Below are 21,369 nucleotides of genomic sequence, written 5' to 3'. Positions count from 1 at the left end.
GGGCTGGGGTGAGGGCATCGCAGGCAGTGAGCCAGCGTTGCGTGCTAAGCCCCTACGCAGCCGCCCCAGGCAGCGTGTAGGTCTTGAACTGATCGCGCAGCGCGGTTTTCAGGATCTTGCCGGTTGCCGTATGCGGGATGGCGTCGACGAACACGATGTCGTCGGGCATCCACCATTTGGCGATCTTGCCGTCCATGTACTGCAGGATCTCGTCGCGGGTGCAGGTGACGTCGGGTTTGAGCTGGCAGATCAGCAGCGGGCGTTCGTCCCATTTCGGGTGATACACGCCGATGACCGCCGCTTCCGCCACCTTGGGATGGCCGACCGCGAGGTTTTCGAGGTCGATCGAGGAGATCCACTCGCCGCCGGACTTGATCACGTCCTTGGAGCGGTCGGTGATCCGCATGTAGCCGTCCTTGTCGATGGTCGCGACGTCGCCGGTGTCGAAGAAGCCGGCGTCGTCGAGGATCTCCTTGTCGACGCGGTAATACGCCTTGGCGATCGCCGGACCCGAGACTTTGAGGCGGCCGAAGGTCTTGCCGTCCCACGGCTGATCCTTTCCGGCGTCGTCGGTGATCTTCATCTCGACGCCGAACGGCGGGTAGCCCTGGGTCGCCAGCACGTCGAGCCGGGCGTCGCCGGTGGTCTGGTCGAACGGCGGTTTCAGTGTGGCGAGCGTGCCGAGCGGGCTCATCTCGGTCATGCCCCACGCGTGGCGGGCTTCGGCACCCATGTCGACGAACGCCTTGATCATCGAGCGCGGCATCGCTGAGCCGCCGCACACCACCATCTTCAGATGCGGCAGCGTCAGCTTTTCCTTCTGCATATATTGCAGCAGCATCAGCCACACGGTCGGCACGCCGGCGGTGTGGGTGACCTTCTCGGTCGACAGCAGCTCATAGACGGACGCACCATCGAGCTTGGCGCCGGGCATCACCAGCTTGGTGCCCATCGACGGCGCCGAGAACGCGATGCCCCAGCTATTGGCATGGAACAGCGGAACCACCGGCAGCATGGTGTCGGCAGCACGGGTGCCGAGCGCGTCGGGGTTGTTGGCCATCAGCGCGTGCAGCACGTTGGAACGGTGCGAATACAGCACGCCCTTCGGATCACCGGTGGTGCCCGAGGTGTAGCACATCGCCGCCGCGGTGTTCTCGTCGAAGGTCTTCCACGCGAAGTCGCCGTCGGCTTCCTTCAGCCACTCTTCATACGCGATCGCGTTCTTCAGCGTGGTCTGCGGCATGTGCTCGGCGTCGGTGAGCACGACGAAGCGCTCCACGCTCGGAATCTGGTCGGCGATCTTCTCCAGCACCGGCACGAAGGTGAGATCGGTGATCATCACCCGGTCCTGGGCGTGGTTCACGATCCAGGCGATCTGGTCCGGAAAAAGCCGCGGATTGACCGTATGGCAAATCGCGCCGATTCCCATAATGCCGTACCAGCATTCCAAATGCCGGGCGGTGTTCCAGGCGATCGTCGCGACGCGGTCGCCGAGCTTGATGCCGGCGCGATCCAGCATCTGGCTGACTTTCAGTGCCCGCTGATGGATCTGCGCATAGGTGGTGCGGACGATCGGACCCTCGACCGAGCGGGTGACCACCTCCTGGTTGCCGTGGATCCGGGCCGCGTGCTCGATGATCCGATGACACAGCAAAGGCCAGTCTTGCATCAGTCCAAGCATCCGAATTTTCCTCCTGTTCGTTATCCCCTTGGGATTGGTGCTGACTTTAGCGCTTACCCGCTTTGCGGAAAACGGTCTTGTTTTCAGGCGCTCCGCGGCAAAGCGCCATTCTGGGTCCTGATGATCGCGCTGGTTGCGGGCGGCACCTCGGCCGCCACCGCGCGTGAGCACGTGCCGCTGCCGAAGCCGCGTCCGGCCGAAGCGCCGCAGATCAATGCACGCGAGGCCGAGCCCGGCGAGGACGAGCCAGCGCCTGCGGAAGCCGCCGCGCCGGACAGCGCACCCGCCGCCAAAGCCGACGCGGCACCGGCTGCGAAGCCGCCGTCCGAATGCCGGCTGGCGCTGACCGAGCAGATCGCGATCGCGCCGAGCATTCCGGATATCACCGGGCCGGGCGCCTGCGGTGGGCCGGATCTGGTGCGGCTCGAAGCGGTGGTGCTGCCGGACGGCCGCCGCGTGTCGGTGTCGCCGGCCGCGACCCTGCGCTGCGGGATGGCGCGGGCGATCGCCGATTGGGTGCGCGCCGACATCGCCCCGCTCGGCGCCTCGCTCGGCAGCCGGGTCGCTGATCTCGACAATTTCGATTCTTACGAATGCCGCGGCCGCAACCGGCTGCGCGGCGCCAAGCTCAGCGAGCACGGCCGCGCCAACGCGCTCGACGTCCGCGGCATCAAGCTGGCCGACGGGCGAATGATCTCGCTGACCGACCGCGACGCCCCGCGCGCCACCCGCGAAACGGTGATGCAGTCGGTGTGCGCGCGTTTCACCACCGTGCTCGGCCCGGGCTCGGACGGCTATCACGAGGACCACATCCACCTCGATCTCGCCGAGCGTCGCGGCGGCTACCGGATGTGCCAATGGGCCCTGTACGAGGGGCTGCCGAATATTGCTCCGGTGATGCCGCTGCCGCGCCCAGCCGAAGCGCCGCCGCGCGAAGTCGCCGCTGACGAGGAGCGCGCGCCACAGCAAACTGCTCCGTCACAGCCCGAGGCCGCCGAGCAGGTCCCGGCTGAGGAGGCCGAACGCGAACAGGCCGAAACTCCGCCGCCTCCGCCGCCGAAGCCGGCCAAGCGCGCCAAGGCCAAAGCTGCTGCCGCGAAGCCGGCCGCGAGCAAGCCGATCGACCTCAAGCCGCAATCTGCGCCGGCCACCAAGCCGGCGGCTCGCAGCAAGCCGGTGCCGACACGCCCACCGGCCTGATCTTTCCCCGCGGCGAGGCTCGCCTCTCCCCGCGAAGAGCGGGGCGAGGGAGCCTCAACGACTGTAGGGCCACCGCGGATCACATGCGGCGCACCGTGGGGCCGAGTGCCCCCTCACCGCACGACCAATAAAAAAGCGCCGGTAAACCGGCGCTTTTTCAAACTCTGGCGGGGTGAGCCGCGGCGCGATTACTGGGTCGCGGTGCCGCTGCCGCCCTGCAGGGCCATCTTCGAGTTCATCGGCGAGTCGCCCTGCTTCGGGTCGAGCACAACGACGATGGTGCCCATCTTCACCCGGTTGTACAGGTCGATGACGTCCTCGTTGGTCATGCGGATGCAGCCCGAGGAGATCGAGGCGCCGATGTATTCCGGCTGGTTGGTGCCGTGGATCCGGAACAGGGTGTCCTTGTTGCCCTGGTAGAGATACAGTGCGCGGGCGCCGAGCGGGTTGTCGATGCCACCGGGCACCGACGCCGGCAGGCCTTCGATCCGCTTGTGGATGTCGGCGGTCGGGGTCCACTTCGGCCATTCGGCCATGTTGCCGACCCGGGCGATGCCGGAGAACGCCAGCGCCTCTTCGCCCACGGTCACGCCGTAGCGGAGCGCCTTGCCGTTATCGAGCACGTAATACAGAAAGTGGTTGTCCGAATCGACAACGATGGTGCCGGGGGCTTCCTTGCGATGATAATCGACGATCGCGCGGCGGAACGGTTCCGGCACCGACACCTTGGCGTAGCGCGCCTTGGCGAGCTGGGCCTTGTCATTGGGTTTCAGGTTGGCTTCCGGGGCGGCCTGATAGGTCGTCTGCATGCAACCCGACAGCAGCAAGCCGGCAAGCGCCAGCAGTCCCAGCTTCGTTCCGTTCAAGGCCATTATCAATTCCAATCACGATCAGGCGCGCCACCGCACGCCGGGAGACACCGCGAAACTCCACGATTCTTCTTGTTAGTATCTCGCAAACCCGCTGGTTTGCCAGCATTTCGGCGAGCCGTTCGTAACGTGGCCGCAGCGTTGTTGCATTTCTGCCGCATAGAATCCGGCCGCCGATTAATTTTCGAGCAACTGGTGCGGTGTTCGGCGGTGCATTGTCATGGCGCTGCCACGCCCTGGCCACAAAATGCGTCGGCTGTCCCGCCGCGCTGTGTCACACTTGCCGCCGGCGGCCGCGGTCCCCGGCCGCGCCCCCTCTGACCAATCCTGTCCCAGCCTGGAGTTGCCATGCTTGCTTTCTTCGCCCCCGCCGAAGCCACCCTGAAGCGCGCCACTGCGGAGGATCTCGCGGCGCTGCCTGAGGACACGGTGTGGGTGGACCTCGATCGGCCTACGGCCGACGAGGACAAGGCGGTGGAGCGGCTGGCACGGATCGAGGTTCCGACTCGGGAAGACATGCAGGAGATCGAGATCTCCAGCCGTCTCTATATCGAGAACGGCGCCCGCTACATGACGGCCAGTTTGATGTGCGGGGCCGACACCACCTCGCCGCGGCTGTCGCCGGTGACTTTCATTCTGGCCGGCCGCCGGCTGGTGACGGTGCGCTATGACGAGCCGCGCCCGTTCGCGGTGGTCGAAAGCCGGCTGGCGCGGGCGCCCGGCTCGGGCAGCAGCGGCGAAAGCGTGCTGTTCGAACTGCTCGACGCGGTGATCGACCGCTGCGCCGACATCCTGGAGCGCGCCGGCGCCGACGTCGATGACGTCAGCCGCCAGATTTTCGAGCCGGAGGGGGCCGCCCGCACCGGCCACCCCAAGCGCTATTCCGACATCCTGATCGCGATCGGCCGCAAGGGCGACTTGGTTTCCAAGGTTCGCGAAAGCCTGGTCTCGATCGGCCGGGTGGTGGCGTTCCTCTCGGTCGAGGGCGACGGCGTCAAGCGCACCAAGGAACTGCGCACCCAGCTCAAGACCATGCAGCGCGACGTGCTGTCGCTGACCGACCACGCCAGCTACCTGTCGAACAAGATCACCTTCACGCTCGATGCGATGCTCGGCGTCGTCAATCTCGAGCAGAACAACATCATCAAGCTTTTCTCGGTGATGGCCGTCGTGCTGATGCCGCCGACCCTGATCGCCTCGATCTACGGCATGAACTTCAAGATCATGCCCGAGCTCGAATGGCAGCACGGGTACACCATGGCACTCGGCATGATGCTGCTGGCCGCGGTGCTGCCGTACATGTTCTTCAAGTGGAAGAAGTGGTTGTGAGGTGTCGCGGCCGGTAGCCCGGATGAAGCGAAGCGTAATCCGGGATCGCGAGCTAAACGACGGTTCTTGCCCCTGATCGGCCTGGACTATACCTCGCTCGATCCAGGCTACGAAGCTCAGTGACGCGATCAGGGACTGCAATCACTCGCGCGGCTCACCAAAACCAATGCAGTCACGACCTCCATCGCCGCCCCAGTCCGTCGGCAAAATGCCCTCGCGCATGTAACGGTGTATAGAAGAATATGGCCACGCCCTGGGCACGGAGACGAGCCCGTGCTTGACGGGATTGAAGTGGATATAATTGGCGCAGCGCTCGAAATCTGCGTCGTCCTGGACAGTGTGCTCCCAATAACGGCTCTGCCAGATCCGATAACCGCCACGCCGGTTAGGACGAAGCGTCGGTAATGCAGCAGCAACCGAACGCGAGAATGCAGCCTTGATGGCTTTCCAGCGTCCGGGAAAATCAGCGTCAGCTTCGGGTAATGTCATGATGATGTGGAGATGGTCCGGGAGAACGACCATCGCATCCACTCGAAACGGCTTGTCGCGGCGGGCTCTTTGGAAGGCGCTACGCAGTTCTGCAATGTGGTCGATCAGCAAAGTGCTGCGGCGGTCGGCCAATGTGACCGTGAAGAAGAAAGTGCCGCCCGGGATGAGGTTACGTCGATACTGCACCATGGTGGCGGTCCGTCCCGGATTTCGCTGCGCTCCATCCGGGCTACAGCGCTGCTTTGTTAGTTAGCGATGCACCGCACGTGCAGCGCGCTGAGTGAGCACGGAATCCGGGTTCGCGTTCCGCGCGCCCTGGATGACGAGAAGAGCATTACCCATACTGCGTCATGCGCGGGCCCGACCCGCGCATCCATCCATTGATAACCCGCTGCGCAATTGCGCCATCGTCAGAGCGATGGGTCGCCGGGTCAAGCCGGGCGACGACGCGAGGCGCGAAAAGGTGGTGTTGACATTCCTGCAAGGAGTATAGTCCGCGCGCGCCTGCGCGATGGTTCGCAAGCCATCGCGATCCAGCCACCAATTTGCGCCAAGCGGCGCGCCCCGCCCCTCGTCGTGATGACGACGGGCGCAAAACTCGGGCTCAGCGGAGCCGCGAGAACGGATGGGTGTGGCTGTTTGATATTTGAATAGAGAGACGATACGGCGCAGAGCGCGTGCTCCACTTTCCACCGTCCTCGCCCGGCTTGTCCGGGCGACCCAGTATCCCAGAGGCGCTCGTTGATCCGTCGTGCGGTCGCTACCAACTCTCTGCAAGACTGGGTCCCCCGCCTGCGCGGGGGACGACGTGAGAGGTGGAGGGACGACTTGAGACGGGCGGGGACGACGTCAGAGAGAGACGGTGAGGTCGCCCGCTTACTCCGCTCCCTGGCCGAGCTGCTTGTGCCGTCGCCCGAAGTCCGGGGCGGCTTCGTCCTGGCCGATCTCGACGATGCCGCGGCGGATGGCTCGGGTGCGAGTGAAGTGTTCGAACAGCGCGTCGCCGTCGCCGCGGCGGATGGCGCGGGTCAGCTTCGACAGGTCTTCCTGGAATTCGCCGAGCATCTCCAGCACCGCGTCCTTGTTGGTCAGGAACACGTCGCGCCACATCGTCGGGTCGGACGCGGCGATGCGTGTGAAGTCGCGGAAACCGCCGGCGGAGAACTTCAGCACTTCCGACTGCGTCACGCCTTCGAGTTCTTCGGCGGTCGACACGATCGTATAGGCGATCAGATGCGGCAGATGGCTGGTCACCGCGAGCACCAGGTCGTGGTGGTCGGGCGTCATGATCTCGACATTGGCTCCGAGCGCGCGCCAGAACGCGGCGAGCTTTTCTGTCGCTTCGGCGTTGGTGCCTTCGGGCGGCGTCAGAATGCACCAGCGATTGATGAACAGCTCGGCGAAGCCGGAATCCGGGCCGGAGTTCTCGGTGCCGGCGACCGGATGCGCCGGCACGAAGTGAATGTCCTCCGGCAAATACGGCGCCATCGCCTTCACGACCGCGCCCTTGACCGAGCCGACGTCGGAGACGATCGCGCCGTGCTTCAGATGCGGCGCGATCTCCTGGGCGACATCGCCGCAGGCGCCGACCGGGATGCACAGGATGACGAGATCGGCACCGTCGGCGGCTTCGGCGTTGGTCTCGACCACACGGTCGACGATGCCGAGTTCGCGCACCCGCGCCCGGGTCGATTCCGAACGCGCGGTGGTGACGATCTCGCCGGCAAGACCCAGCGACTTCGCTCCACGCGCGATCGATCCACCAATCAGGCCGAAGCCGATCAGCGCGACTTTGCGAAACATCGGCGCAGAGTTCATGGCTGGCCCATGAACTCGCGTAAGCTTTCCAGCACCAGCGCGTTGGCTTCGTCGGTGCCGATGGTCATGCGCAGCGCATGCGGCAGGCCGTAATTGTTGAGCGCGCGCAGCACCAGGCCACGCTTGGTCAGGAACGCGTCGGCTTCCGCCGCGGTCTTGCCCTTGGTGGTCGGGAAGTGGATCAGCACGAAGTTGCACACGCTCGGCGTCACGGTCAGCCCGAGCTTCGGCAGCTCTTCGGCGAGGGTGTTGCGCCACTTGTCGGTGTGGGCGCGCGAGCGCTCGACATGGCCGGTGTCCTGGATCGCTGCGACCGCGGCCAGCTGCGCCGGCACCGAAACGTTGAACGGCCCGCGGATGCGGTTGACCGCATCGACGATGTTGGCCGGACCGAACATCCAGCCGACGCGCAGCGCAGCGAGGCCGTGCACCTTGGAGAAGGTGTGGGTCAGCACGGTGTTCTCGGTGGTCGAGACCAGCTCGATGCCGAGCTCGTAGTCGTTCTTCATCACGTAGTCGGCATAGGCGGCGTCGAGCACCAGCACGACGTGGCTGGGCAGGCCGGCGCGCAGCCGCTTGACCTCGTCGAACGGGATGTAGGTGCCGGTCGGATTGTTCGGGTTGGCCAGCCACACCAGCTTGGTGTTCGGCGTCACCGCCGCCAGAATCGCATCGACGTCGGTGGTCAGGTTCTTCTCGGGCGCGACCACGTTCTTGGCGCCGTTCGCCAGCGTGGCGATCGGATACACCAGGAAGCCGTGCTGGCTCGAGATCGCCTCGTCACCGGGCGCCAGATAAGTGTGCGCCAGCAAATTGAGGATTTCGTCCGAGCCGGCGCCGCAGATGATGCGGTCGGGATCGAGGCCGTAGGCCTTGCCGATCGCATCGCGCAGAATTCGCGAGGTGCCTTCCGGATAGTCCTCGAGATGATCCGCCGCGCTCTTATAGGCCGCGATCGCGTGCGGCGACGGGCCGAACGGGGTCTCGTTGGCCGAGAGCTTGAACACCTTGCGGCCGGGTTCGGCCACCGGGCTTTTGCCAGGGGTGTAGGGCGCAATATCGAGGATGCCGGGATTCGGCACGGGACGTGACATCGTCAACTCCGGAAAAATCGTCGGGCGGCTGAGAGCCGGTAATTACGCGGACTTGCCGCTCGGGGGCACCGTATAGCGCCTTGCGTGCCTGCCGACGAGGGCCGACGAACGGAGGGAGGCCCCCGCTGCGATCAGGGCAGCCTTGATCTGATCGAGGCCGCCGGGCGCCGGGATCGACACCAGCAGGGCAGCGCCGTCAAAAGCGGTATCCGGCACCGCCACGACGTCGGCCAGCGGCGACAGCGCCCGGGCGGTATCGGCGCTCCAGCCTGACACCCGGATGCTCCAGGTCTCGACCTCGGTGACCATGGCGCTGTCGGCGACCCGGGACACCACGAAGACCGGCAGTGCGGCGGGGTGGTCGGCGCGCTCGATGAACGGCAGCCGGGCGATGATCTTCGGCGCGCCGTCGGCTTCCAGCGCCAGCCACCACGGATTGTTGCCCGAGGTCGCCGACACCAGCGCCAGATCGCCCTTGGACTTCGCTACCGCCTCGACCGCCGCGGAAGCGGAGAAGTGCGCCACGTACGGCACCGTGAAACCGAAATGGAAGCGGGCGGAGTCCCGCATCGCCGACTCGCCGAGCGACTGGTCGGCGTGCACCGAGAACGGCGCCTGCACGTAGGTAAAAGTCGCGATGATGACCCGCCAGATGCTCTCGACGGTGTCGAGCGGCAGGATGCCGTGGTGCCGCTGCACCAGGCGCCGCATCATGTCGGCCTCGCGGGCCGGGCGGAACGCCGAGCCGACCTCCTGGGTCTGCTTCACCGCGATCAGCCGGTCGATGATCTCGCCGCGCTGCATCAGCAGCTGGTGCACCTGCTCGTCGATGCTGTCGATCTCCTGGCGCAGGTCGGCGAGCGACGGCGGCGAGGGCGGCTTGGTCATTGCTTCAGAACCTCGGACAGAAACGGGGATCGGCAGTCGCGGCGGTGCCGCGGTGCGTCCTTCTGCTTAAGAAACGGGGGCAGCGAAGGCAAAGGAAACATTGACCCTTTCCGGGCCAGGCTGCGCGGCCGTCGTGTTGACGGCTTTCGGCTTTGCAATTATCGTCCGGACCAGAACTCGTGGTCATTTGAGCCGGCCGGCTTGCAGCCACGTTAAACAACTCGCTAAACAGGCCGGGGACAGTTCCGATCCCGGCCGAACCAATGTTCAGGCCGGGTTTTTTATTCGCCCTGCCGTTCTTATCTGAGGTCGAACCGGGGCGTCCCCGGGATGTCGAGGCCGTTGGCAGGCGTATGATGAATATCCATTCGGTGAAGGGGCAGAAGATCGCCGCCGGCGAGCGGACCCAGGAGGTCGATCACCCGCATTCGCTCATCGCGCAGTTCGGGGCCGACCAGCCGCTGCCGCTGGATTGCGGCATCGAGCTCAGCCCGTTCCAGATCGCCTACCAGACCTACGGCACGCTGAACGCCGACAAGAGCAACGCCATCCTGGTCTGCCACGCGCTGACGATGGACCAGCACATCGCCAACGTGCATCCGATTACCGGCAAGCCCGGCGGCTGGCTGACCCTGGTCGGCCCCGGCAAGCCGATCGATACCGACCGCTATTTCGTGATCTGCTCGAATGTGATCGGCGGCTGCATGGGCTCGACCGGCCCCGCCTCCACCAACCCCGCCACCGGCAAGGCCTGGGGCCTCGATTTCCCGGTCATCACCATTCCCGACATGGTGCGCGCCCAGGCGATGCTGATCGACCGGCTCGGCATCGACAAACTGTTCTGCGTCGTCGGCGGCTCGATGGGCGGCATGCAGGTGCTGCAATGGTCGGTGGCGTTCCCCGAGCGGGTGTTCTCGGCGCTGGCGATCGCTTGCGCGACCCGGCACTCGGCACAGAACATCGCCTTCCACGAGCTAGGCCGCCAGGCGGTGATGGCCGATCCGGATTGGCAGCACGGCCGCTACTTCGAGCACGGATGCTTCCCGCATCGCGGACTCGCGGTGGCGCGGATGGCCGCGCACATCACCTACCTGTCGGACGCGGCGCTGCATCGCAAGTTCGGCCGCAAGATGCAGGATCGCGATCTGCCGACGTTTTCGTTCGATGCCGATTTCCAGGTCGAGAGCTACTTGCGCTATCAAGGCTCGTCGTTCGTCGAGCGGTTCGACGCCAACTCGTATCTGTATCTGACCCGTGCGATGGATTACTTCGATATCGCGGCCGACCATGACGGCGTGCTGGCTGCCGCGTTCCGCGGTACGCAGACGCGGTTCTGCGTCGTGTCGTTCACGTCGGACTGGCTGTTTCCGACCTCGGAATCGCGCGCCATCGTGCATGCCCTGAACGCCGGCGGCGCACGGGTTTCGTTCGCCGAGATCGTCACCGACAAGGGGCACGACGCATTCCTGCTCGACGAGCCGGAGTTCATCGATATCGCGCGCGCTTTCCTGCAATCGGCCGGCACTGCGCGCGGCCTCGGCAAGGCGGAGCACTGATCATGTCGGTGCAGGAAGGTTTGCCGCTGGAAGATCACGCGCGTCCGCAACTACGCGTGCATCGCGCCGACCATCTGCTGGTCGCCGATATGGTCGAGACCGGCTCGAAGGTGCTCGACGTCGGCTGCGGCGAAGGCGATCTGATGCAGCTACTCGAATCTCGCGGCGTCGATTGCCGCGGCATCGAGCTGTCGCGCGAGGGTGTCAATCGCTGCGTCGCGCGCGGTCTTGCGGTGGTGCAGGGCGACGCCGATACCGACCTCGATCACTACGTCGACGATGCGTTCGACTACGTGATCCTATCGCAGACGCTGCAGGCGACGCGGCAGCCGAAAGAGGTGCTGGAGAATCTGTTGCGGATCGGCCGCCGCGCGATCGTGTCGTTTCCGAACTTCGGCTACATCAACATGCGGCTGCAGCTGCTGATCCACGGTCAGATGCCGCGCACCGAGAACCTGCCGGCGACCTGGTACGACACGCCGAACATTCACTTCTGTACGATCAAAGACTTCATCGGGCTGTGCGATGAGATCGGCGTCAAGATGGAGCGCGCGGTGGCGCTCGACCGCTACGGTCGGCCGCTGCGGCTGAACGCGCCATGGTGGTTCTGGAATATGTTCGGTGAGCAGGGGGTGTTTTTGCTCAGCCGCGCGCAGAAAAAACCGCCGCTGCAGGCCGCCGACTACGTGGCACCTTAGTCGTACTTAATAAGTCGTTAATACGTGCGGTGATCAGCTCGCCGCACGCGATACGTGTAAAAATGTTGCGTATCATGAAATTTCCTCGAAATTTCCCCTAAAATCTGACTCTCGCTTTCTCAAAGCCATCCTCTCGCCATCCCTAATCGATTAACGCGTCGACCCCGATGTCGGCCCGTGCGGGTCGGCGCGTCTCGAGGAGTTCCGGGAGAGAGAGTCTGTATGGTTGTGTTTTCTGCGTTTGGATTGTTCCGCTTCGTCGCTGCCGCCCTGTCGTTCGTGGCGCTCGCGGCGATCGCTGCTCCCGCATCGGCCAAGCCGCTGCATCGTCACCACGCTCACGCGTCCAGCTATTCGCATCACTCCGCGTCTCGTCACGCGCACCATCATCGTCGCTCGCACGCGTGGCGCCGTCACGGCCGCATCGCGCAGCAGCAGGCGGAGGTCGCGCCGTCGGCTTTCGGTTTCCCCGCTAACGATCCGGCCATGGATGTCTCGGCCGCGATGGCGCAGCCGCAGCTGCAGCCCGCGACGCAGAAGCGCACCAGTCGTCGTCAGCGCCTCGCCGCCCAGCAGCAGGACTTCCAAACGCAGTCGTGGAATGGCGGCGGTACGGGCTCGAGCCTGGTGGAAGCTGCGCGCAGCTACATCGGCAGCGGCAATCCGACCGGGCGTCGTGCGCTGTGGTGTGCGCGGTTCATGAACATGGTGTTGGAGCGCACCGGCCATCAGGGCACCGGTTCGGACATGGCGAGCTCGTTCGCGCGTTACGGCCAGCGCATCTCCGGTCCGCAGGTCGGTGCGATCGCGGTGATGTCGCGCGGCAAACGCGGCGGCCACGTCGGCGTCGTCAGCGGCATCGATGCGAACGGCAACCCGATCGTGGTGTCCGGCAATCACAGCCGCCGTGTCGCCGAGTCGGTGTATTCGAAGAGCCGCATCTACGCCTACGTGATGCCGTCGAGCTGATACGAGGCGCTTTCCCGCACGCGATCGTCATGCGCGGGCTCGACCCGCCTGCGCGGCCGAAGCCGCTTCGGCGCGGCGAAGGCCCGCGCATCCATCGCGCGCGGAGCGCGCCTCTTCGGAGAAGATGGATCGCCGGGTCGAGCCCGGCGATGACGGCAGGGGTGTTGAGTATGATCTTGCAAGCAAGCTACGCGAACAACGTCGCCTGCTCGATCTGCACCGCATCGCCCTGCGCGAGGTCGCCGGCTTCGATCACTTCGGCATAGACCCCGCAATCGGCGTGGCCGAGGTTCTGCTGCAGGGTCTCCGGGATCGCCATGTCGCGGGCGGCGGTCTGCGGATCGACATTGGTGGCGGCGCAGCGGACGATGCGTTTGACGACCTTGAGCTTGGCGTTGCCGATCAGCAGCGTCTGGTCCATCAGGTCGAATTCGTGCCAAGCCGGCCAGCCCTGGACATAGAGGTTGCCGCGGAATCGCAGCGGATCGACCGGGCGGCCGATCATGGCTTCCAGTGCCGCGACGCTGGCCAGGTTGATGATCGACACCACCTTGCGGGCGACGTCCGAGAAGCTGTGGCCTTGGCCGGCCAGCAGCTTGGGCGGTCCGCGCAGCTCGTCGGCGCAATAGCCGGCGAAGAACCCTTCGATCGCGGCCCGGCCGGGTTCGGTCCGAAGATCGCCGCGGGCCACTTCGGCGCCGTCGCGGGACAGGCTGAGCTCGCCGGTCGCGGCATCGTAGCGGCTGCGCAGGGCGGCGAGCCGCTCGTTGCGCATCAGCATCAGAAACCTGATCTTGGGGAAGTAGCGAGGATTGGCCGGGTCGAACCCGATCGGCCCGTTTTCGATCGCGAACGCCCGGTCGCCGGGTAAGGTCTGGCCGACATCCAGGGCGACGGTGGGTAACGGCTCGGGCGACAAGCCCTTGACCGGATAGCGGTAGATCGAGGCGACGGAGGCGAGCGCAAGGTCTGTCATGGCGGGTCTTTAAGGGATCGCGCCGGCTTCGGCAGCCCACGAAAATGTGAGCCGAGGCCTTCCGTTTGCCGGAACAGATGCCCACATTTGCGTCAAGCCGATGCGGTCCGCACGGTGACGACCGCCCCCGGCTGAGGAATGTCAGCGCGGCCGGCGGAACCCCAATGAAGATGCCGTCGGGCGTGCTTTTCGAAGGCGCCGAGGGCAGGCTGAGGGACCGAACCAATGAACGTAGAAAAATATACCGAACGTGTGCGCGGCTTCATCCAGTCGGCGCAATCGCTGGCGATGCGAGAGGGCCATCAGCAGTTCTCGCCGCTGCACATTCTGAAAGTGCTGCTCGACGATTCCGAAGGGCTGGCGGGCGGTCTGATCGACCGTGCCGGCGGCAATTCGCGTGCGATCCTGAAGGCGACCGAAGAGGCGCTTGGCAAGATGCCGAAGGTGTCCGGCTCGGGCGCCGGCCAGGTCTATCTGGCCCCGGCGACCGCCCGGGCGTTCGACGCTGCCGAGAAGGCCGCCGAGAAGGCGGGCGACAGCTTCGTCACCGTCGAGCGGCTGCTGCTTGCGCTGTCGCTGGATAAAGATAGCGAGGCCGGCCAGCTGCTCACCAAGGGCGGTGTCACCCCGCAGAACCTCAACGCAGCCATCAACGCCCTGCGCAAGGGCCGTACCGCGGATTCGGCGACGGCCGAAAACGCCTATGACGCGCTGAAGAAATACGCCCGCGACCTGACCCAGGCGGCGCGCGACGGCAAGCTCGACCCGGTAATCGGCCGCGACGAGGAAATCCGCCGCACCATTCAGGTTCTGTCCCGGCGTACCAAGAACAACCCCGTGCTGATCGGCGAACCCGGCGTTGGTAAGACCGCCATCGTCGAGGGTTTGGCGCTGCGCATCCTCAATGGCGACGTGCCCGAGAGCCTGAAGGACAAGAAGCTGCTCGCGCTCGACATGGGCGCGCTGATCGCCGGTGCGAAATATCGCGGCGAGTTCGAGGAGCGGCTGAAGGCCGTGCTCACCGAGGTCACCGCGGCCGAGGGCGGCATCATCCTGTTCATCGACGAGATGCACACCCTGGTCGGCGCCGGCAAGGCGGACGGCGCGATGGACGCGTCGAACCTGCTCAAGCCCGCGCTTGCCCGCGGCGAGCTGCACTGCATCGGCGCCACCACGCTCGACGAGTATCGCAAGCACGTCGAGAAGGACGCCGCTTTGGCGCGGCGCTTCCAGCCGGTGTTCGTCACCGAGCCGACGGTCGAGGACACCATCTCGATCCTGCGCGGCCTGAAGGACAAGTACGAGCAGCACCACGGCGTGCGTATCGCCGACTCGGCGATCGTGGCGTCGGCCACGCTGTCGAACCGCTACATCACCGACCGCTTCCTGCCCGACAAGGCGATCGACCTGATGGACGAGGCCGCGGCGCGGCTGAAGATGCAGGTCGACTCCAAGCCCGAAGAGCTCGACTCGATGGACCGCGAAATCGTGCGGCTCAAGATCGAGCAGGAGGCGCTGAAGAAGGAAAGCGATCCGGGCTCGAAGGCGCGCCTGGTGACGCTGGAGAAGGAGCTTGCCGATCTCGAAGAGAAGTCGGCGGCGCTGACCCAGCGCTGGAGCGCCGAGAAGAACAAGCTGTCGGACGCCCAGAAGCTGAAGAGCGAACTCGACGCTCTGCGGATCGAACTCGCCAACGCGCAGCGCCGCGGCGAGTATCAGCGTGCAGGCGAGCTCGCCTATGGCCGGATTCCGGAGCTCGAGAAGAAGATCGCCGAGATCGAAGCCAACGAGAACGCCGGCGCGATGGTGGAGGAGGCGGTCACCGCCAACCACATCGCCCAGGTGGTGTCGCGTTGGACCGGCGTGCCGGTCGACAAGATGCTCGAAGGCGAGAAGGAAAAGCTGCTGCGGATGGAAGAGCAGCTCGGCCAGCGCGTGGTCGGGCAGTTCGAAGCCGTGCATGCGGTCTCGACCGCGGTCCGCCGCGCGCGCGCCGGCCTGCAGGACCCGAACCGGCCGATGGGCTCGTTCATGTTCTTGGGCCCCACCGGCGTCGGCAAGACCGAGCTGACCAAAGCGCTCGCCGAGTATCTGTTCGACGATGAGACCGCGATGGTCCGCATCGACATGTCGGAATTCATGGAGAAGCACTCCGTGGCCCGGCTGATCGGCGCACCTCCCGGCTATGTCGGCTATGACGAAGGCGGTGTGCTGACCGAAGCGGTGCGGCGCCGGCCGTATCAGGTGATCCTGTTCGACGAGATCGAAAAGGCGCATCCGGACGTGTTCAACGTGCTGCTGCAGGTGCTCGATGACGGCCGCCTGACCGATGGTCAGGGCCGCACCGTGGACTTCCGCAACACGCTGATCGTGATGACCTCGAACCTCGGCTCGGAGTATCTGGTCGCTCAGGCGGAGGGCGAGGACACCGGCGCGGTGCGCGAACAGGTGATGGGAATGGTGCGGGCGCACTTCCGCCCCGAATTCCTCAACCGCGTCGACGAGATCATCCTGTTCCACCGCTTGCAGAAGAGCGAGATGGGCCGGATCGTCGACATCCAGTTCGCGCGGCTCACCAAGCTGCTCGAGGACCGCAAGATCGTGCTCGATCTCGATGCTGCGGCCCGCGACTGGCTCGCCGAGAAGGGCTGGGATCCGGCTTACGGCGCCCGTCCGCTGAAGCGGGTGATCCAGCGCAGCGTCCAGGACCCGCTCGCAGAGATGATCCTGGAAGGCACCGTCAAGGACGGCGACCACGTCGCGATCTCGGCCGAAGGCGGCGTGCTGACCTTCAACGGCAAGCCGCCGCACAGCGCGGACATCGAGCCGTTCACGGGAAGGCCGCCGAAGCGGATGTTGAACTGACGCGATGTGAAGGTGATGCCCCTCCTCATTGCGAGGAGCGAAGCGACGAAGCAATCCAGCACCGTGCACGGAGCTTCTGGATTGCTTCGCTTCGCTCGCAATGACGGAGTGAGCGTTGCCGGGGCTGGTGCGACTTTCTTACACCTCCGACGTGCTTCGCAGTGATCGCTGCGGAGCACGTTGCGTTTCGGCCTACTTCTTCTCGATTTTGTAGATCGCATTCTCGATGTCGGACGACACGTAGATCGTGCCGCCGGCGCCGACACCGATGCCGGTCGGCATGTTGGTCGGCGGCAGGCCGGGGGCGCCGACGAGACCGATCGGCAGATTGCCGGCGATTTCGGTGACGCTGCCGCTGGCCGGATCGACTTCGACGATACGCTTGGCGCCGACTTCGGCGACGATCAGTTTGCCGGATGGCGCCAGCGCGATGCCTTCCGGCATCTTCAAGTCCTTGGCGACGACGGTCTTGGCGCCGGTCGCCGGATCGATCTTGCTGATCTGGCCGGCGAACGCTTCGCTGACATACACCGCGTTGTCCTTGCCGAGCACCAGGCCGACAGGACCTGCCAGATCGGTGGCGATCGCCTTGCGGTCCTTGCCGTGCTCGCCGGAGACTTCGACCAGCGACTTGGTGCCGAGCTCGGCGACCAGCAGCTTGCCGTCGCCGAGCCGGATCGCATCGTACGGCGCCTTGAAGCCGTGCAGCATGTCGCGGCTCTGACCGGTCTTGCGGTCGATCGTCTGCACCGTGCCGGTGAACCAGCTCGACAGGATCACCTCGTCGCCCTTGGCGGTGGCGCTCATCGGATATTCGAGCGTGGTGCCGTCGGCGTGCATCCGCGCCACTTCGCGCACGTCGCCGCTGGCGCCGTCGACGGTGCGATAGGCGAAGACGTCGGCGACATAGATGGTGTCCTTGCCGCCGTCGGACACGACGCCGATGCCGCCCGGAAATGCCAGCTTGCCGATGATCACCTGCTTGGCCGCGCCGGTTGCCGGATCGACTTCCTGGATGCCGTTGTCGGCCATGTTGGAGACGTAGATGCGGTCATTGGCATCGATCGCGAGATTGTCGAGCGACGGCTTGAGCTGCGCCACCATCTGCTTGGCGCCGGTCTTCGGATCGATCTTGACGAGCTGACCCTGCGCCGTATCGAGCGCCCACAGATTGCCCTTGGAGTCGAAATTCGCGGCTGCCGGCACCTTGAAGCCGTCGGCGACGACGCTCAGTTCGCCCTTGTCGACGTCGACCTTGACGATCTGACCCTTGAACCACAACGGGCCGTACAACTTGTCGTCGGGGCCGAATTCGAAGCCGTTCAGGCCGCCCATCTTCTCCATGATCTTGCGTGGCGGCTTGGCGCCCTCGACGTCGATCTCGTACAGCGCGTCGCCGAGAAACACCTGGGTGGCGTACAGCCGGCCGTCCTTGCGGAAGGCCAGCGAGTTGATGCCCGGCAGGCCGGAGGCAAGCTTCTTGATCGGGCCGTCGCCCTTGCGTGCATAGAGATCGCCGGTGAGGAAACCGGTCCACGCCATCGTGCCGTCCGGCGCGATCGCGATATCATCCGCCATGCCTTCCGGCGTCGGCACCGCGATCTTGGTCGTGCCGGCGGCGCGATCGACCTCATACAGCGCCGCGCCGGCGACGCTGCCGGCGAACAATTTGCCGGCCTTGTCGACCGCAAGGCCGTGCACGCCGTGAAATGCCGAGCCTGGGACCAGCTTGGTGACCTGATAGCTGTCGGCGTGTGCGGCGGACAGCATCAGCAGGCCGATCGTCAACGCGCTCGCGCCGCGCGCAAGTTTGCCCTTCATTGCATTCCCTCCGAGATCTTCTCGTTGTTATGGCGAGAGTATTCGGCGGGGCTCGGAGGTTGGCAAATGGAATCGAAGCCGCGCTGCAGCAGATTCCTCGCCGCGGAATGCTGCGCGGCGGGACAGGCTTCGAACTAAGCGAGGATCAGCGCCGCGCTTGCGCGGTGGAGGAGGTGCGAACAGGGGCCGAGGCGGTGAGATCTTCCGCCAGTCGTCCGCCGCCGCGGCCTGTCATCATCGCGTCGAGCCGGTCGCGTTCTTTCTCGAAGCCGGCGAGCATCGGGCCTTCGAGCGACCGGCCGCGCGGCAGGCGTACGCGCATCGGATCGACGAAGCGGCCGTTGACGATGATTTCGTAGTGGACGTGCGCGCCGGTCGACAGGCCGGTCGAGCCGACGAAGCCGATCACCTGGCCCTGGCGAACGCGCTTGCCGGGCTCCATGCCCTTGGCGAACGCCGACATATGGCCGTAGGCGGTCTCGTAGCCGTTGGCGTGTTTGATGCGGATGTACTTGCCGTAACCGCCTTCCCAGCCGGACTTTTCGACCACGCCGTTGCCCGAGGCGAAGATCGGCGTGCCGTAGGGCGTCGACCAGTCGACGCCGGTGTGCATCTTGACGTAGCCGAGGATCGGATGGCGGCGGGCGCCGAAGCCGGAGCGCATGATCGCCTGGTTGACCGGCTTGCGGACCAGGAACTTCTTCGCGCTCTTGCCGGTCTCGTCGTAGAAATCGACCGCGGCGTCGTCGGGAGTTTGGAAGCGGTAGTATTTCTTGGTTTCGCCGCCGACGGTGAGGGAGGCGAACAGCACGTCGTTCTTTTCGACCGTGGAAGTGGTTTCGTCGTCGCCGGCGTAGAATACTTCGAACGAGTCGCCGGCCTGGACTTTGCGCTGGAAATCGACGTCGTAGGAGTAGATCCGGATCATGTCGTCGATCACCGACTGCGGCACCTTGTTGCGGAGCGCGGTCTCGTAGATCGACTGATACAGCCGGACGCCGGTGCCGTCGTCCTCATCCTCATCGCTGTTGTCGGCGGTGTCGCTGACGGTGTTGAGGCTCTGAACGTCGACGGCGACGTAGCGGCCGAGATCGGAGAGCGCTGCGACCGCTTCGACCGCGGAGTCGTTGGCGACGATCACGCGGAACGGTTGGGGCGCTTTGCCGGGGCCTGACGATTCCATCAGGATGCGTAGTTTCTGGCCTTCCTTCAGGCCGCCGTCGCGGCCGCGCGCGCCAAGCGCAGCGGCGACCGCACGGGCATCTTCTTCGGCGGCACCTTGATCGCGCAGCACCGACACGACGCTGTCGCCCTTCTTGACGATGTGAGTTCGTTCACCGGTCGGATTGCCGCCGGTGACCTGCTCCTTGGTCTTCGGCAGCAGCGTCACGTTTTCCGGGATGATCCGGGTTTCGAAGCCGGCGTAAGGATCGGCGGACGGACCTTCGGGGGCGTAAGCGAGCTTGACGTCGCCGCCGAAATCGCCGGCGGCGCTGGCGTAGCGAACGCCGCTGTTGCCCTTCCAGTTCGCGGCATCGCGCACGCGCATCAGGATTTCATCGGGGGCGATCTGGCCGGCAATCTTGGCGCGCGGCAGCACCGTGCCGAGATCGCGGGTGACGAAGGAGACTTCGGCGTCGGGCTCGACCGCGTCGGGATTCTGCGCATCTTCGGCGCTCTGCGCCGGGGCGCCGACGTCGCTCAGCATGCGCTGGGCATTGAAGGCGGGAATCTTGGCGGACAGATCGCTGGTGGTCAGCGACAGGTTGCCGGAAATCTTGACGAAGGGGCGGACCCGGACGACGTCGCGCTGGCCGACCCGCGAAACCGTGGAGACTCGGATCACGCTGCGCGCCAAAGCGGCTTCGCTCGGTGGCGGCAGGCGGTCGCTCTTATGCAGGGCGGCGGTCTTGTCGGCTCCGAACGCGCCGCGGAGGGCGGCCTGAACCAGTTCGGGAGCTTTGGCGAAGGTGGTCTCGCCGTCGAGCGAGGCGAAGACCGCGCCGCCAATCAGCGCGGCACCACAGAGACCAGTGAGGATCGTGCCGCTGAACCACTGCACCGATACGCGTCGGCGATCGATGACTGCGGCCTCGGAGCCGTCGACGGAAAGCGGCGGCTCGTGACCAAGGTCGATATAGCCGACCTCGCGCCCGGTGCTGCGCCCGCGTGACACCCTTTGGCTCAATCCGTCGTCCCCCGATTTCGCAATCGGCCGCGCTCGCGGCCGGTCGGCTAGTCTGAACGATCAGGCCATCGGCCGATCAAACGTCTCCGTTCCGCGCCCGCGGACCGGAGCCTTCTACCTGATTGCCGCCGGCTTGTCCGCCTCTGACGGCGTACGCCAACAGTCACAGGTCTGACACTTGTCACGGGCAGCCAAAGTGCTGGCGCCCGCGATTTGCGTCAATCGAAAGCGGCAATCGCCGCAGTCTGCAGGCTTCGAGACGGCTGTCTTCACCCGAAGGAGCCGCGCCGAGGCCCAAAGACCCCGTCCGCCGACCCGGAGAGCCGAACAGTTTTTTTCGATCTGCCTGGGGAGAACGCCTCCGGAATGTGGCCTGAGTGCGGCGTTGGGGACGAGAAAGCCTTGGGAAAACTACAGAAATTGAATCATCCCAACCTGCACGACATTTTTCTGACGAGGCCGTTGACAGCTCCAAGGGGGCGGGCCTATAAGACGGCCACTGAGCGCGGCGCCGCTGAGCCCTCCGGGCCCCAGCGAGCTTCCGTGCCTCTGGAACATCCATCGAATTCGATGAGTGCAACAGCAGCCGATAGTTGTCGGTTGCCATTCGCCGTCGGTCTGGATTTCCAAGCTCCTATTAAGTGTAGGAGTTGAAGTCTCGAAGGTCTCTGTGACCTCAGGCTTCGTTGAGATCTTCGGATCTCGGGCTGTTTGACAAGTGAAGAAGAAGAAAGAGAAACGTGGACGGCGAAGTCCTTGCGGGTCTCGGTTTTGGGAAGCTTCGGCTTTCTGGGATTGGGACCGGACGAAAGACTTCGGCGGTACACGTTTTCAAGGAAACACCATGTTCGCGAGCGCTGTGAAGCGCTGCGACGAACCGGCGATCTTCGGATTGCTGGTGATGGTGGGACCTCGTCAAACGTTGTGA

General features: G+C 65.2%; 16 protein-coding genes and 1 riboswitch. Of the genes, 7 read left to right on the top strand and 9 right to left on the bottom strand.

Annotated features, from left to right (window positions below; all coding sequences use genetic code 11):
- Window positions 1-52 precede the first annotated feature (52 nt).
- Window positions 53-1,681 (bottom strand): fatty-acid--CoA ligase, encoded by a 1,629-nt coding sequence (locus DY467_RS24050; protein WP_164639488.1) that lies wholly within the window; start codon window positions 1,679-1,681, stop codon window positions 53-55.
- Between the two features lie 120 nt (window positions 1,682-1,801).
- On the opposite strand from DY467_RS24050, the gene DY467_RS24045 reads away from it, so the two are divergent.
- Window positions 1,802-2,881 carry an extensin family protein gene (locus DY467_RS24045; protein ID WP_164639486.1) on the top strand — a complete coding sequence of 360 codons (1,080 nt, stop codon included), beginning with the start codon at window positions 1,802-1,804 and terminating at the stop codon, window positions 2,879-2,881.
- Between the two features lie 188 nt (window positions 2,882-3,069).
- Here DY467_RS24045 and DY467_RS24040 read toward each other — a convergent pair whose 3' ends face one another.
- A complete protein-coding gene (locus DY467_RS24040) occupies window positions 3,070-3,753 on the bottom strand; it encodes a L,D-transpeptidase (RefSeq protein WP_107346013.1) in 684 nt (227 codons plus the stop codon).
- A 345-nt stretch (window positions 3,754-4,098) separates the two neighbouring features.
- On the opposite strand from DY467_RS24040, the gene DY467_RS24035 reads away from it, so the two are divergent.
- Entirely contained in the window at window positions 4,099-5,079 is a 981-nt protein-coding gene (locus DY467_RS24035; protein ID WP_107346012.1) for a magnesium transporter CorA family protein, read from the top strand.
- A 141-nt stretch (window positions 5,080-5,220) separates the two neighbouring features.
- Here DY467_RS24035 and DY467_RS24030 read toward each other — a convergent pair whose 3' ends face one another.
- The 4 genes from DY467_RS24030 to DY467_RS24015 form a co-directional block, all read right to left on the bottom strand.
- Window positions 5,221-5,757: an REP-associated tyrosine transposase gene (locus tag DY467_RS24030; RefSeq protein WP_164639484.1), complete on the bottom strand. Its 537-nt coding sequence runs from the start codon at window positions 5,755-5,757 to the stop codon at window positions 5,221-5,223.
- 687 nt (window positions 5,758-6,444) lie between these two features.
- Entirely contained in the window at window positions 6,445-7,386 is a 942-nt protein-coding gene (locus tag DY467_RS24025) for a prephenate/arogenate dehydrogenase family protein (protein ID WP_107346009.1), read from the bottom strand.
- Window positions 7,383-8,480, bottom strand: coding sequence for a histidinol-phosphate transaminase (gene hisC / locus DY467_RS24020; protein WP_107346008.1), 1,098 nt, complete (start codon window positions 8,478-8,480; stop codon window positions 7,383-7,385). The genes DY467_RS24025 and hisC overlap by 4 nt, the downstream gene beginning before the upstream one ends.
- 42 nt (window positions 8,481-8,522) lie before the next feature.
- Window positions 8,523-9,368, bottom strand: coding sequence for a chorismate mutase (locus DY467_RS24015; RefSeq protein ID WP_164639482.1), 846 nt, complete (start codon window positions 9,366-9,368; stop codon window positions 8,523-8,525).
- Window positions 9,369-9,537: 169 nt separating this feature from the next.
- Window positions 9,538-9,617, top strand: a riboswitch (SAM riboswitch).
- A gap of 104 nt (window positions 9,618-9,721) precedes the next feature.
- Here DY467_RS24015 and metX point away from each other — a divergent pair.
- From metX to DY467_RS24000, 3 genes are all read left to right on the top strand, one after another.
- Window positions 9,722-10,924 carry a homoserine O-acetyltransferase MetX gene (gene metX, locus DY467_RS24010; RefSeq protein ID WP_047308181.1) on the top strand — a complete coding sequence of 401 codons (1,203 nt, stop codon included), beginning with the start codon at window positions 9,722-9,724 and terminating at the stop codon, window positions 10,922-10,924.
- Window positions 10,925-10,926: 2 nt separating this feature from the next.
- Window positions 10,927-11,622 (top strand): methionine biosynthesis protein MetW, encoded by a 696-nt coding sequence (gene metW, locus DY467_RS24005; protein ID WP_107346005.1) that lies wholly within the window; start codon window positions 10,927-10,929, stop codon window positions 11,620-11,622.
- 222 nt (window positions 11,623-11,844) lie between these two features.
- Window positions 11,845-12,591 carry an NlpC/P60 family protein gene (locus DY467_RS24000; RefSeq protein ID WP_107346004.1) on the top strand — a complete coding sequence of 249 codons (747 nt, stop codon included), beginning with the start codon at window positions 11,845-11,847 and terminating at the stop codon, window positions 12,589-12,591.
- Window positions 12,592-12,778: 187 nt separating this feature from the next.
- Here DY467_RS24000 and DY467_RS23995 read toward each other — a convergent pair whose 3' ends face one another.
- Complete coding sequence (locus tag DY467_RS23995; protein ID WP_164639480.1) at window positions 12,779-13,567, bottom strand: MOSC domain-containing protein; 789 nt, start codon at window positions 13,565-13,567, stop codon at window positions 12,779-12,781.
- Between the two features lie 225 nt (window positions 13,568-13,792).
- Here DY467_RS23995 and clpB point away from each other — a divergent pair, with 225 nt between their 5' ends.
- On the top strand, window positions 13,793-16,432 hold the full coding sequence (gene clpB, locus DY467_RS23990) for an ATP-dependent chaperone ClpB (RefSeq protein ID WP_164571226.1): 2,640 nt from the start codon (window positions 13,793-13,795) through the stop codon (window positions 16,430-16,432).
- 192 nt (window positions 16,433-16,624) lie between these two features.
- Here the strand turns inward: clpB and DY467_RS23985 are convergent, their stop codons facing one another.
- Both DY467_RS23985 and DY467_RS23980 read right to left on the bottom strand, forming a co-directional pair.
- On the bottom strand, window positions 16,625-18,253 hold the full coding sequence (locus DY467_RS23985; protein ID WP_164639478.1) for a Vgb family protein: 1,629 nt from the start codon (window positions 18,251-18,253) through the stop codon (window positions 16,625-16,627).
- Between the two features lie 145 nt (window positions 18,254-18,398).
- The gene (locus DY467_RS23980) at window positions 18,399-20,441 is read right to left on the bottom strand and encodes a M23 family metallopeptidase (protein WP_205502747.1); all 2,043 of its coding nucleotides are present in this window, start codon (window positions 20,439-20,441) and stop codon (window positions 18,399-18,401) included.
- Between the two features lie 711 nt (window positions 20,442-21,152).
- On the opposite strand from DY467_RS23980, the gene DY467_RS26285 reads away from it, so the two are divergent.
- A partial coding sequence (locus DY467_RS26285) for a hypothetical protein (protein ID WP_205502745.1) occupies window positions 21,153-21,369 on the top strand: 217 nt, incomplete at its 3' end.

This window comes from Rhodopseudomonas sp. BR0G17, from assembly GCF_010907025.1.
In the GTDB taxonomy this organism is placed as follows: Bacteria; Pseudomonadota; Alphaproteobacteria; order Rhizobiales; family Xanthobacteraceae; genus Rhodopseudomonas; species Rhodopseudomonas palustris_H.
This window is presented reverse-complemented; position numbering and strand designations above follow the sequence as displayed.